General features: G+C 46.9%; 10 protein-coding genes. 9 read left to right on the top strand and 1 reads right to left on the bottom strand.

Translation table 11 applies throughout. The features are described 5' to 3' along the window. Positions 1-132: 132 nt before the first annotated feature. Positions 133-909, top strand: coding sequence for a class I SAM-dependent methyltransferase (locus ITJ87_RS06100; protein WP_165853618.1), 777 nt, complete (start codon positions 133-135; stop codon positions 907-909). Between the two features lie 74 nt (positions 910-983). Here the strand turns inward: ITJ87_RS06100 and ITJ87_RS06105 are convergent, their stop codons facing one another. Beyond that, a complete protein-coding gene (locus tag ITJ87_RS06105) occupies positions 984-1832 on the bottom strand; it encodes an AraC family transcriptional regulator (protein ID WP_117966310.1) in 849 nt (282 codons plus the stop codon). A gap of 220 nt (positions 1833-2052) precedes the next feature. On the opposite strand from ITJ87_RS06105, the gene ITJ87_RS06110 reads away from it, so the two are divergent. The 8 genes from ITJ87_RS06110 to mrdA all read left to right on the top strand — a co-directional run bounded on the left by ITJ87_RS06110 (position 2053) and on the right by mrdA (position 13836). Further along, positions 2053-3546 carry an ATP-binding protein gene (locus ITJ87_RS06110; RefSeq protein WP_117966313.1) on the top strand — a complete coding sequence of 498 codons (1494 nt, stop codon included), beginning with the start codon at positions 2053-2055 and terminating at the stop codon, positions 3544-3546. Between the two features lie 104 nt (positions 3547-3650). Then, entirely contained in the window at positions 3651-5612 is a 1962-nt protein-coding gene (locus ITJ87_RS06115) for an ABC-F family ATP-binding cassette domain-containing protein (RefSeq protein WP_117966387.1), read from the top strand. Between the two features lie 20 nt (positions 5613-5632). Further along, positions 5633-7669, top strand: coding sequence for a M13 family metallopeptidase (locus tag ITJ87_RS06120; protein ID WP_117966316.1), 2037 nt, complete (start codon positions 5633-5635; stop codon positions 7667-7669). 160 nt (positions 7670-7829) lie between these two features. Next, positions 7830-9353, top strand: a complete 1524-nt coding sequence (gene purH, locus ITJ87_RS06125; protein ID WP_117966320.1) for a bifunctional phosphoribosylaminoimidazolecarboxamide formyltransferase/IMP cyclohydrolase — start codon at positions 7830-7832, stop codon at positions 9351-9353. Between the two features lie 124 nt (positions 9354-9477). Beyond that, positions 9478-10500 carry a rod shape-determining protein gene (locus ITJ87_RS06130; protein ID WP_005828544.1) on the top strand — a complete coding sequence of 341 codons (1023 nt, stop codon included), beginning with the start codon at positions 9478-9480 and terminating at the stop codon, positions 10498-10500. Then, complete coding sequence (gene mreC / locus ITJ87_RS06135) at positions 10500-11345, top strand: rod shape-determining protein MreC (protein ID WP_117966322.1); 846 nt, start codon at positions 10500-10502, stop codon at positions 11343-11345. Before ITJ87_RS06130 ends, mreC begins: the two co-directional genes overlap by 1 nt. 99 nt (positions 11346-11444) lie before the next feature. Further along, the gene (mreD, locus tag ITJ87_RS06140; protein WP_005828540.1) at positions 11445-11948 is read left to right on the top strand and encodes a rod shape-determining protein MreD; all 504 of its coding nucleotides are present in this window, start codon (positions 11445-11447) and stop codon (positions 11946-11948) included. Between the two features lie 19 nt (positions 11949-11967). After that, complete coding sequence (gene mrdA / locus ITJ87_RS06145; protein WP_196096317.1) at positions 11968-13836, top strand: penicillin-binding protein 2; 1869 nt, start codon at positions 11968-11970, stop codon at positions 13834-13836. The last annotated feature ends 12 nt before the right edge of the window (positions 13837-13848 follow it).

The raw sequence follows: 13848 nt of genomic DNA on the forward strand, positions 1-13848 counted from the left end.
TTGTCCCCCCTTCGTTTACTCTCGGATAACTTCTTTCGAGAGTGTTTTCCTATTGTTATAATTCAAGTTTAATCCGCATATTATGCTGAAGGTATTGTGATACTTTCCGTATATGCAAAATATAGTAAGAAAATGAGTAACGAAAATAAAACTATCCACGATTTCGAACTTAATTTAATCTGTGACTTTTTCTCCAATATGGAACGACAAGGCCCTGGCAGTCCTGAAGCGACGTTGAAGGCATTGAGCTTTGTAGACGGTCTTACCGATGAATCCTTTATTGCCGATATCGGCTGTGGAACGGGTGGCCAGACAATGGTAGTAGCTGGCCATGTGCCGGGGCGGATTACAGGAATTGACCTTTTTCCCGGCTTTATTGATATCTTCAACCGTAATGCAAGGCAGTTAGGCTTGCAGAACAGAGTAAAAGGAATTGTCGGTTCAATGGATGCCCTTCCTTTCGGTGAGGAGGAGCTGGATATGATTTGGTGTGAAGGTGCTATCTATAACATTGGCTTTGAACGTGGCTTGAAGGAGTGGCGTAAGTATCTGAAACCGGGAGGGTATATTGCCGTCTCCGAGAGTTCATGGTTTACGGACGAACGCCCTGCGGAAATCAATGACTTCTGGATGGACGCTTACTCTGAAATGGATACACTTCCCAATCAGGTGACCAAGTTGTACAAGGCAGGTTATCTTCCCGTTGCTACATTCATTTTGCCGGAGAATTGCTGGACAGAGCATTACTTTGCTTCAAAGGTTGCGGCTCAGGAGATTTTCCGTAAGAAATATGCCGGTAATAAAATTGCCGAAGAGTTCAGCTTACTCCAAATGATTGAGGATGAACTGTACGGCAAGTATAAGGAATTTTACGGTTATGTGTTCTTTATTGCCAAGAAGGTAGGCTGATGACGGACTTCTCTTATTGAGGAATGCGGGTATTCTCAGGACAGAATATCCGCATTTTGGGTTTTGAGTAGATTTTATTGTTTTGAGGATGTACGGAACTTCTGAGGAGGTATTCCCGTATGACGTTTAAAGAATTTGTTGAAGAAGGCCGCATTATTAAAACCTAGACTCACGGCTATATCCTTTATCGGAGTGTTGGCGGTACAAAGCTGTGCTTTGGCATCCATGATGATAGTATTGTTGATGATTTCCATGGCTGTATGTCCTGATTCCTTTTTGACAAGGCGGCAAAGAGCTGCCGGCCTCATATTCATTTTCAATGCATAATAGGACACTTGATGCTCCCGGACATAGTCTGTGTGTACCAATCGGATAAAAATGCGGTATTGGTTGAAATGCCTGCTGCCCGGAGTTTCTTTTATCCTAGGGTGTTCCGGACAGAGTTCGGATATGCCTTGTAACAGATATGCCAGTAGAGTTTGCAATGAAACTAGACTTGAGGGGCTTTCTGTTCTTTGATAGAGGTGTGACAAATAGGTCATGAACTCAGCATAAAGCTGGAAGTTCTTTTTCGATAGAGGAAAAATATAGTGTTTACCTATAATGTGAAACTTATCCATCATGACCTTACCGACTCCTGCACTTTGGATAAGTTGTTTGGAAAATATGACGACATATATTTCAGTATCGTCTGACGTGTGTAGTAATTGTACGAAGGTCTCAGGAGGAATAGCTAGGAGAACGTTAGCTTCAACCTTGAATTGGGTATGGTTTATGATGGTTTTCAGAACTCCTTTGATACACAAAACGAAGATACTGGCCTTGGTGTGGTATGGCTTTTTCACTAGCGGATTCAGTTCACTGGTTGTGATATGATTGCAGGCAATGAACTCGTCATTTATATTGAATTCGGATATATTCATGTTGGAGATTTTAAGACGCAAAAATGGGGGATAATAATGTATAAATGACAGAGGTAACAGTTAAAATCAATATTACGCTCAACTTATCTCTGTTAAATAAGGTAAAGTTGTGAATAATAGAATATATACATATTAAAATGGAATATTGATTTATAAGGGTTTGTTTGTGGTATAAGCATTTTAACCCGAACTTTGCTTCTTGTATGATAAACCAATTCTGATGAATCCGAATGTTCCTCAAGAAGTACGTATAATAAATGCCATCTCCGAGCAGTTGTTCAACTCATGGCCCGTCAGCATTATTATGATTGATTTGGAAGATTGTATCTGGCGTCTGAATCAGCAGGTGATGAATGAACTCCAATTGAATGAGTATGTGATAGGGCGGCGTATCACTGACTTATTGGAGGTGGTATGTGATAAAAAGAATGTGTTAGAAGACCTTTTGCTGCAACTTCGGGAGAGGGATGTGCGGATTATTCCCTTAGATACCAATTGCTTTATACGTGAATTGAAGAGTGGTATAAGTTTTCTGATACAAGGTGCTATGGTGGGAATTCATGAAGATGGACAATTGGTGAGGATTGTACTCTATTTCAGGAATGTGTTGGAAGAACGGACACAGAAGCATTTGCTGAATATTGCGCTGAGTCGTACCCAGATATTTCAATGGTCTTTCGACATGGAACATAATCTGATGATTATAGAACCGCGTTATTTTGAATATTTGGGGATTCCTACGCGTGACTATACGCTGACGCCTGAGGAATTCGCATTTCTGATTCATCCGGACGACCGGAAGGGAGTGTTTGATGCTTTGGCTTTACAGTTGCATGGTAATTTGTACGAATGCCCAGTGGAATACCGTTTACGGCGGGGAGACGGCAAGTGGGAGTGGTTTGAGGCGCAATCTACCTATGTGGGGCAATTGACGGATTTGCCGTTCCGTATCATCGGTATTTGCATGAGTACGCAGAAATACAAGGATACGGAGAATAAATTGAACGAGGCTTTGCAGAAAGCGCAACGTAGCGATGAGTTGAAGAGCGTATTTCTTGCTAATATGAGCCACGAGATACGTACGCCGCTAAATGCCATTGTGGGCTTCTCTACACTACTGGCTTGTGGGGATGCCGACTTGTCACGGCAGGAGATTATGGAATTCACGTCTTTGATTGAAAAGAACAGCCAGTTGTTAATGGTGTTGATTTCAGATATTCTGGATTTGTCCAAGATAGAATCGAACACAATGGAGTTCCATTTTGAGAAGGTTTCTTTAAATGGCATATTGGAAAGCATTTACAGTGCGCAGAAGATGAATCTTCGGAAAGGAGTGGAGTTACTGCTAGACCTTCCGGACCGGGCAGCAGTTATCTATACAGATCCTACGCGTTTGGGGCAAGTTGTCAACAATCTTATCAATAATGCGGTGAAGTTCACTGCTGAAGGACGCATAACCATAGGGTATAGGCTGAAGGACTTTGCTACATTGGAAGTCTTTGTGGAAGATACGGGAACTGGCATGTCGGAAGAAGTTCTGGCGCACATTTTTGAACGTTTCTATAAGGGAGATGCTTTTGTGCAGGGCACGGGATTGGGATTGGCCATTTGCAGGACTATCGTTGAAAGGTTTCATGGAAAAATAGAAGTGGCCTCATCTCTTGGCAAGGGGAGCCGCTTTGCAATTGTCCTTCCGCAGGAAATGCGGGAGTAGTGTTCTCTTTCTTGGATATTTGATGTAATTATGTGAGCGTATGATATTGTATAACGTTGAAAATCGCTACCTTTGCAGTCTTGAACGATAAATTCATTGACACTATGATATCTGTAGAAGGACTGAAGGTAGAATTTAATGCCACTCCTCTGTTCGAAGACGTCTCTTATGTTATCAATAAGAAAGACCGTATAGCTCTTGTCGGCAAGAATGGTGCCGGTAAGTCCACCATGCTCAAGATATTGGCTGGCATTCAGCAGCCCACTGCCGGCATTGTTGCCGTTCCTCGCGAATGTACTATCGGGTATTTGCCCCAAGTGATGATACTCAGTGACAAGCGCACCGTGATGCAGGAGGCTGAACTTGCCTTCGAGCATATTTTTGAGATGCAGGCGGGCATCGAACGCATGAATCAGCAACTTGCCGAACGTACCGACTACGATAGTGAGGATTACCAGAAACTGATTGACCGCTTCACCCACGAAAACGAACGTTTCCTTATGATGGGAGGCACCAACTACCGTGCCGAAATAGAGCGCACGCTCCAAGGACTGGGCTTTAGCCGCGAGGACTTTGACCGCTCTACAAGCGAGTTTTCCGGTGGTTGGCGTATGCGTATAGAGCTTGCCAAGCTGTTGCTTCGTCGTCCGGATGTGTTGCTGCTCGACGAGCCTACCAACCACCTTGACATCGAGAGTATCCAGTGGTTGGAGAACTTCCTTTCCACCCGTGCCAATGCGGTGGTGCTTGTCAGCCACGACCGCGCCTTTTTGAACAATGTCACTACGCGTACCATCGAAATAACTTGTGGACGCATTTACGACTATAAAGTGAAATACGATGAGTTCGTGGTGCTTCGCAAGGAGCGCCGGGAGCAGCAACTGCGTGCTTACGAGAATCAGCAGAAGCAGATACAAGATACGGAAGACTTTATCGAGCGTTTCCGGTACAAAGCTACCAAGGCTGTGCAGGTGCAAAGTCGCATCAAGCAACTTGAAAAGATAGAACGTATCGAGGTGGATGAGGAAGACAACTCCTCTTTGCGCCTGAAGTTTGTTTGCAGCAGCCGTAGCGGTAATTATCCCGTCATCTGCGAGGATATGGAGAAATCCTACGGTGAGCACATTGTTTTCCATGATGTGAATTTGACCATCAACCGAGGAGAGAAGGTTGCTTTTGTCGGTAAGAACGGCGAAGGAAAGTCTACGCTTGTAAAGTGTATTATGGGTGAGATTACGGATTATACCGGAAAACTTACACTGGGACATAATGTGCAGATTGGATATTTTGCCCAGAACCAGGCACAACTTTTGGATGAGAACCTAACTGTATTCGATACGATTGACCACGTGGCCGTAGGGGATATCCGCCTCAAAATTCGTGATATTCTGGGTGCTTTCATGTTCGGCGGTGAGGCTTCGGATAAAAGGGTGAAGGTGCTCAGCGGTGGAGAGCGTACCCGGCTTGCCATGATAAAACTGTTGTTGGAGCCGGTGAATTTTCTGATTCTCGACGAACCTACGAATCATCTTGACATGCGTTCCAAAGATGTACTGAAGGAAGCTATCCGCGATTTTGACGGGACGGTGATAATAGTCAGTCATGACCGTGATTTTCTGGACGGACTTGCGACTAAAGTATACGAGTTTGGTGGCGGACTGGTGAAGGAACATTTGGGAGGAATTTATGATTTCCTGCAAAAGAAGCAGATAGAGAGCCTGAATGAGTTACAGAAATCTCCTTCACTTTCCGCTTCGCCCACTGCCGGTAAGGCGGCATCAGGAAATGCTGGTGCAGAACCGGCTCAGCCCTCGGCTGCCAAGCTCTCCTATGAGGAGCAGAAGGAGCTTAACAAGAAACTTAAGAAGCTGGAACGCCGCGTTGCCGATTGTGAAGCGGAGATAGAGCAGACGGAGGCTGCCATTGCCATTCTTGAGGCTAGGATGGCTACACCGGAGGGTGCTTCGGACATGTCGCTTTATGAGCAGCACCAAAAACTGAAAGAGCAGCTTGACCGTGTGATGGAAGAGTGGGACGCGGCTACTGTAGAGTTGGAGAATCACTAACTATTATATTTTATATATTTATGAAAGCAAATCATTTGTTACCCATTGCAGCATTCTGTCTGATGACGGCATCCTGCAACACCGGCAAGCAGCAGGCTGAACTTACAGCAGGCATCCAGCTCGCCAATCTTGACACAACGGCTCTACCCGGAACTGACTTTTACCAATACGCATGTGGCGGTTGGATGAAGAACAATCCGATTCCTGCTGAATACTCACAGTACGGTTCTTTCACTATCCTTGCAGAAAACAACCGCAAGCAGATTCAAGGACTGATTGAAGAACTTGCCGCCACCCAGCACGAAGCCGGCAGCGTGGCACAAAAAATCGGTGACTTGTACAAAATCGTAATGGACAGCGTGAAGCTGAACAAGGACGGTGTGGCCCCCATCAAGGCTGAACTCGACCAGCTGGCTGCTTTGAAGGACAAGAAAGAGCTTTATGCCTTGCTGGGCGATATGCAGAAGAAAGGTATCATCGTCTACAACGTGCTGTATGTTGGCGCTGACGAAATGAACAGTAGCATGAATGCCGTACAGACCTATCAGACCGGGCTGAGCATGGGCGAACGTGAATACTATCTGGAGAATGATGAGGCTACTGCCAAAATTCGTGATGCTTTCCGTACACATGTACAGAAGATGTACCAGTTGGCTGGTTTCGACGAGGCTACTGCCAAGAAAGGTATGGAGGTGGTGATGGATGTGGAAACACGTCTTGCCAAGGCTTTCCGCTCTCGTACGGAGTTACGTGACCCACATGCCAATTATAACAAGATGAGCATGGAAGAGTTGAAGAAGAATTATCCTACTTTCGATTGGGATGCTTATTTGTCTGCCATGGACTTGAAGGATGTGAAGGAAATCATCGTAGGCCAGCCCGCTTCACTGAAAGCTGCTGCCGATATCCTGGATACGCTGCCCATTGAACAGCAGAGCCTTTATTTGCAATGGAAATTGATTGATTCTGCCGCAAGCTTGCTGAACGATGCTATGGCAGAACAGAACTTCGACTTCTACAGCCGCACTATGAGCGGTACACAAGAGATGCAGCCCCGCTGGAAGAGAGCGGTAAGCACTGTAAGCAGCGCGCTGGGCGAAGCTGTAGGTCAGATGTACGTGGAGAAATATTTCCCTGCTGCTGCCAAGGAGCGTATGGTTACTTTGGTGAAGAACTTGCAGGAAAGCCTGGGCGAACGTATCAAGAATCTTGCCTGGATGGGTGATTCCACTAAGGTGAAAGCTCTGGAGAAACTGGCTACCTTCCATGTGAAGATTGGTTATCCCGACACTTGGAAAGACTACTCCACACTGGAAATCAAAAACGACTCTTACTGGGCAAACATGGAACGTGCCAACGAGTGGAGCCATGCCGAAATGATAGCCAAAGCCGGCAAGCCGGTGGATAAGGATGAATGGCTGATGACTCCGCAGACCGTCAACGCATACTATAACCCGACTACGAACGAAATCTGTTTCCCCGCCGGTATCCTGCAATATCCTTTCTTCGATATGAATGCGGATGACGCCTTCAACTACGGTGCCATCGGTGTGGTAATCGGTCATGAAATGACTCACGGATTCGACGACCAGGGTCGCCAGTACGACAAGGACGGTAACCTGAAAGACTGGTGGACTGCTGAAGATGCCAAGAACTTTGACGAGCGTGCCCAGGTGATGGTGAACTTCTTCGATAGCATCGAGGTTGCTCCGGGCGTATATGCCAACGGACGCATGACATTGGGTGAGAATATTGCCGACCACGGTGGTCTGCAGGTTTCTTATCAGGCATTCAAGAAAGCTACGGCTGCCAATCCGTTGCCGGTGTTGGATGGTCTTACTCCCGAACAACGTTTCTTCCTGGCATACGCAGGTGTATGGGCCAATGATATTCGTCCCGAAGAAGTGCTGAACCGCACGAAGAGCGATGTGCATTCATTGGGCGAATGGCGTGTAAACGGTGCATTGCCGCAAATCGGTGCTTGGTATGAGGCATTTAACGTGACAGAAAAAGACCCGATGTTCTTGCCGGTAGAAAAACGTGTCTCTATTTGGTAAACCAACAAAATAACCCTTAAAAAAAGGCGGCAGACTGGAAACAGATGCCGCCTTTTTTAATTATACCTAATTTATTGTGTATGAATGTATGTATGAATAAACAAAATTTGTAACTTTGCGCATCAAATACTAATATACGCATACTTTAATACGCAAATCCATGTCTGAAACAAAAAGAATCAAAACAGCTCTGGTATCTGTTTACCATAAGGAAGGTTTGGACGAAATCATTACCAAACTGCATGAAGAAGGTGTAGAGTTCCTCTCAACCGGTGGAACACGTCAGTTTATAGAATCTCTGGGCTATCCCTGCAAGGCAGTGGAAGACCTCACTACATACCCTTCCATCCTGGGCGGACGCGTAAAGACTTTGCATCCGAAGGTTTTTGGAGGTATCCTTTGCCGCCGCGGATTGGAGCAAGACATGCAACAGATTGAAAAATATGAAATTCCCGAAATAGACCTCGTCATCGTTGACCTCTATCCGTTTGAGGCTACAGTTGCCAGTGGTGCCGAAGAACCTGCCATCATCGAAAAGATTGACATAGGCGGTATCTCCCTGATTCGTGCCGCTGCCAAGAATTACAACGACGTGGTTATCATCGCTTCGCAAGCACAATACCAGCCGTTCCGCGACATGCTGATGGAACACGGAGCCACTACTACCATCGAAGAACGCCGTTGGTTTGCCAAAGAGGCGTTCGGAGTGTCTTCACACTATGATTCTGCCATCTTCAACTATTTTGACGGTGAGGAAGGTTCCGCTTTCCGTTGCTCTGCCAATAGCCAGAAGACTTTACGCTATGGCGAGAATCCGCACCAGAAAGGTTATTTCTATGGCAATCTGGATGCTATGTTCGACCAGATTCACGGTAAGGAAATCTCTTATAACAACCTGCTCGACATCAATGCTGCCGTTGATTTGATTGACGAATTCAAGGATACTACTTTCGCTATCCTGAAACATAATAATGCTTGTGGACTGGCTTCACGTCCCACTGTGCTCGAAGCATGGAACGATGCGCTTGCCGGTGACCCGGTATCCGCTTTTGGTGGTGTGCTCATCACAAATGCCGTGATTGACAAGGCTGCTGCCGAAGAAATCAATAAAATATTCTTTGAGGTAATTATCGCTCCCGATTACGATGTGGATGCGTTGGAAATCCTCGGTCAGAAGAAGAACCGTATTATCCTGGTTCGCAAGCCGGCAGCTCTGCCTAAGAAGCAGTTCCGTTCTTTGCTGAATGGCGTATTGGTCCAGGATCGCGACCTTAAGGTGGAAACTCCTGAAGAATTGAAGACTGTAACCACGAAGGCTCCCACTGCACAGGAAATCGAGGACATGCTCTTTGCAAACAAGATTGTGAAGAACTGTAAGTCGAATGCCATTGTATTGGCAAAAGGAAAGCAGTTGTTGGCAAGCGGTGTAGGCCAGACCAGCCGTGTGGATGCTTTGAAACAGGCTATCGAGAAAGCCAAGAACTTTGGTTTCGACTTGAATGGTGCTGTAATGGCGAGTGACGCATTCTTCCCCTTCCCCGACTGCGTGGAAATTGCCGGCAATGAAGGTGTAACAGCCGTCATCCAGCCGGGTGGGAGCATCAAGGATGAACTCTCGTTTGAATATTGCAACGAGCATGGCATTGCCATGGTAACTACTGGGTTCCGTCACTTTAAACATTAAGGTCATTTACTATTTGACGATTTACTATTTACTATTTGCCGGGAGGCGTCATTGTAGGTGGAGGTCGTCAGATAGCAGATCTGCCAAATAGTAAATAGTAAATCATTTAATAGTAAATCAATAGATGGGATTATTCTCTTTTACACAAGAAATAGCGATGGACCTTGGCACAGCCAATACCATCATCACCACGAATGGTAAGATTGTGGTGGATGAGCCTTCGGTGGTGGCTTTGGATCGTCGTACCGATAAGATGATTGCCGTGGGTGACAAGGCAAAGATGATGCACGAAAAGACCCACGAAAACATACGTACCATCCGTCCGTTGCGCGACGGTGTGATTGCTGACTTCTATGCTTGCGAGCAGATGATACGCGGACTTATCAAGATGGTGAACAACCGTAACCGTCTTTTCTCTCCGTCACTCCGCATGGTGATTGGTGTTCCTTCGGGCAGTACCGAAGTGGAACTGCGTGCCGTGCGCGACTCTGCCGAGCATGCCGGCGGGCGCGACGTTTATTTGATTTTCGAGCCGATGGCTGCTGCCATCGGTATCGGTATCGATGTAGAGGCTCCCGAAGGCAACATGATTGTTGACATAGGTGGTGGTTCTACGGAAATTGCCGTAATCTCTTTGGGAGGTATCGTAAGTAACAACTCCATCCGCATTGCCGGTGACGACTTGACTGCCGATATTCAGGAATACATGAGCCGCCAGCACAACGTGAAGGTCAGCGAGCGTATGGCTGAGCGTATTAAGATTAATGTGGGTGCTGCCTTGACGGAACTCGGTGAGGATGCTCCTGAAGACTATATCGTTCATGGTCCGAACCGCATCACGGCATTGCCCATGGAAGTGCCGGTATGCTATCAGGAAGTGGCGCACTGCCTGGAGAAGTCTATCTCTAAGATTGAGACAGCCATCTTGAGTGCATTGGAAAATACGCCTCCCGAATTGTATGCCGACATTGTTCACAACGGCATCTACCTTGCCGGTGGCGGTGCATTGCTTCGTGGACTGGATAAGCGTTTGACTGATAAAATAAACATACCGTTCCACATTGCGGAAGACCCCTTGCATGCCGTTGCCAAAGGTACGGGCGTGGCATTGAAGAACGTTGACCGCTTCTCATTCTTGATGCGGTAATGCGGAATTTATTAAACTTTCTCATTAAATATAATTACTGGTTCCTCTTTCTACTGTTAGAGGTTGCCAGTTTTATTTTATTATTTCGCTTCAATCATTACCAGCAGAGTGTGTATTTCACCTCTGCCAATGGCGTGGCAGGGAAGGTTTATGAAATATCGGGTGGCATCACTTCTTATTTCCACTTGAAGACGGCCAACGAAGACCTGCTCGACCGCAACATGTGGCTGGAGCAGCGGCTTTCGTTTCTGGAAAATGTTTTGAAGGAGAAAGGATTGGACTCCGCCAGGTTGTACAGCATGGAACGGCTTGCTCCTACGGAGTATCAGATATTCAAGGCGAATGTCATAAAGAACAGCTTGAACAAGGCTGACAATTATATCACTTTAGACCGTGGAACAACAGAAGGTATCCGTCCTGAGATGGGAGTTGTAGATGCCAATGGCGTGGTGGGTATTGTGTATAAGACCTCTCCCCATTATTCGTTGGTCATTCCGTTGCTGAACAGCAAGTCGAGCATCAGCTGTAAGATTGTGGGTAGTGATTATTTCGGTTATTTGAAGTGGGAGGGAGGTGATTCCCGTTTTGCCTATCTGAAGGATTTGCCCCGGCATGCCGAATTCAATCTGGGAGATACAGTAGTGACCAGCGGCTATTCCACCGTGTTTCCAGAAGGTGTTATGGTGGGGACGGTGGATGACATGTCCGACTCGCACGACGGGCTTTCGTATCTGTTGAAGATAAAGCTGGCTACAGACTTTGGAAAGGTGAGTAATGTGCGCGTCATTTCCCGCAACGGGCAGGATGAACAAAAGACATTGGAGTCGAGGGCGGACGAGAAGTGACTAAGAAATTAGGGATTAGGGGTTAAGGATTAATCATCTTTATATCTTATAACTTATACACTCAATAACTTGTAACTCGTAACTTATAACTCATTAGCGTTGTTAATTAATTATCTGCATAAAATAGGATGGTTCATAGGCTTGGTACTGTTGCAGGTGCTGATATTGAACAATGTGCATATTGCAGGATATGCCACTCCATTTCTGTATATCTACTTGATACTGAAGTTTGAGTCGGACACTCCCCGCAATGCGTTGATGTTGTGGGCATTCTTTTTAGGGCTGGCTGTCGACGTCTTTTCCGACACACCGGGGATGAACGCTGCCGCTACGGTGTTGCTGGCTTTCTTGCGCCCCACTTTCTTGCGGCTGTTCGTGCCTCGTGACACGCTGGATACACTGGTTCCGGCCATCCGTACAATGGGGATTCTTCCTTTCCTGAAATATCTGGTTGTGAGTGTGCTGATACATCACGGCTTGTTGCTTACCCTCGAATTCTTCTCTTTTGCCCATATCGGTACGCTGTTGTTGAGAATTGCGGCAAGTACCCTGCTTACTGTGACTTGTATTATGGCTGTTGAGGGAATAAGAAAGAAAGGATAAAGGGATTAAGGATTAGGAATTGATGAAAGACTATACACTGGAAAAGCGGAAATATGTAATTGGAGCGGCGGCTATTGTCATCGTTCTTATTTACGTGTTCCGGCTGTTCGACCTGCAAATCATGACTGATGACTACAAGAAGAACGCGGACAGCAACGCTTTTCTGAACAAGATACAATATCCATCACGGGGGGCTATCTACGACCGTAACGGTAAGTTGCTCGTGTTTAACCAGCCTGCCTATGATATTACGTTTGTGCCTCGGGAGGTGACGCAGCTGGATACACTCGACCTTTGCAGTGCCTTGAACATTACCCGTGAACAGTTTGACAAACGGATGAAGGACGTCAAGAACCGCAGGATGAACCCCGGTTATTCCAAATACACCCATCAGGTGTTCATGACGCAGCTTTCTGCCGAAGAGTGCGGTGTGTTTCAGGAGAAGCTGTTCAAATTTCCAGGTTTCTATATTCAGCGGCGTACTATCCGCCAATATACCTATAACTCTGCCGGCCATTTGCTGGGGGACATCGGCGAAGTGTCCAAGAAAGACATTGAGAACGATGACTATTATATTCGTGGAGACTATATAGGCAAGCAAGGCATTGAGAAATCCTATGAAAAGTATCTGCGTGGAGAGAAGGGGGTGGAGATTCTGCTTCGTGACGCTCACGGGCGCATCCAGGGACACTACATGGACGGACAGTTGGACCGTTCCTCCGTACCCGGCAAGAACCTGACGTTGGGCATCGACATTGACCTTCAGATGTTGGGAGAACGACTGCTTCAACACAAAATCGGTGCCATTGTGGCCATCGAACCGGCTACGGGTGAGATACTATGCATGGTTTCCTCGCCTACCTTTGACCCTCATCTGATGATAGGGCGCCAGCGGGGAAAGAACCACCGCCTGCTGCAGATGGACAAGCGGAAGCCTTTGTTGAACCGTGCCATCATGGGAGCTTATCCGCCGGGCTCCACCTTCAAGACGGCGCAGGCACTGACTTTCCTTCAGGAAGAGATTATCCACGAAGATTATCCGACTTTCCCTTGTGCGCATGGTTTCAATCATAAAGGCCTTCATGTGGGATGTCACGGACATGGTTCGCCTCTGTCGCTGATTCCTGCCATCGCTACCTCTTGTAATTCCTATTTCTGTTGGGGATTGTATCGCATGTTCGGTGATAAAAAATACGGTTCGCCGCAGAATGCCATTACCGTATGGAAAGACCACATGGTATCGCAGGGCTTCGGCTATCGGCTCGGTACCGACCTCCCCGGCGAGCAGCGTGGCCTCATACCGAATGCCAAGTTTTACGACAAGCCCTATCGGGGCTCGTGGAACGGTCTGACGGTTATCAGTATCGCTATTGGACAGGGAGAGATTCTTGCTACACCCTTGCAGATAGCCAATCTGGGTGCCACCATTGCCAACCGGGGGCATTTCATTACTCCGCACATCGTGAAGGAGATAGAAGACAATGAACTGGACAGCATCTATCGCAATCCCCGTTATCCCACCATCGACCGCGAATATTATGAAATGGTGGTGAAAGGTATGCGTGCCGCTGTAGACGGAAGTACGGGTAGCGCCACTTGCCGCATGGCGGGAGCTATCCTGCCGGGTGTGGAGGTCTGCGGAAAGACGGGTACGGCACAGAACCGCGGCAAGGACCATTCTGTCTTTATGGGCTTTGCCCCGATGGACAACCCTAAGATAGCCATTGCCGTCTATGTGGAGAACGGTGGTTTCGGTGCCACGTATGGCGTACCTATCGGTGCCATGATGATGGACCAGTATCTGCATGGAAAGCTGTCGCCCGAGAATGAGATACGGGCGGAAGAATTCAGTAACCGGGTGATACTTTACGGAGATGAGGAGAGATGATGATTAGGGGTT

It is taken from the genome of Bacteroides sp. HF-162, from assembly GCF_015679285.1.
Taxonomy (GTDB): domain Bacteria; phylum Bacteroidota; class Bacteroidia; order Bacteroidales; family Bacteroidaceae; genus Bacteroides; species Bacteroides uniformis.

Coding starts and splice junctions, on each gene's coding strand:
- ITJ87_RS06100 (WP_165853618.1), top strand. CDS start 133: ATGAGTAACGAAAATAAAACTATCCACGATTTCGAACTTAATTTAATC.
- ITJ87_RS06105 (WP_117966310.1), bottom strand. CDS start 1,832: ATGAATATATCCGAATTCAATATAAATGACGAGTTCATTGCCTGCAAT.
- ITJ87_RS06110 (WP_117966313.1), top strand. CDS start 2,053: ATGAATCCGAATGTTCCTCAAGAAGTACGTATAATAAATGCCATCTCC.
- ITJ87_RS06115 (WP_117966387.1), top strand. CDS start 3,651: ATGATATCTGTAGAAGGACTGAAGGTAGAATTTAATGCCACTCCTCTG.
- ITJ87_RS06120 (WP_117966316.1), top strand. CDS start 5,633: ATGAAAGCAAATCATTTGTTACCCATTGCAGCATTCTGTCTGATGACG.
- purH (WP_117966320.1), top strand. CDS start 7,830: ATGTCTGAAACAAAAAGAATCAAAACAGCTCTGGTATCTGTTTACCAT.
- ITJ87_RS06130 (WP_005828544.1), top strand. CDS start 9,478: ATGGGATTATTCTCTTTTACACAAGAAATAGCGATGGACCTTGGCACA.
- mreC (WP_117966322.1), top strand. CDS start 10,500: ATGCGGAATTTATTAAACTTTCTCATTAAATATAATTACTGGTTCCTC.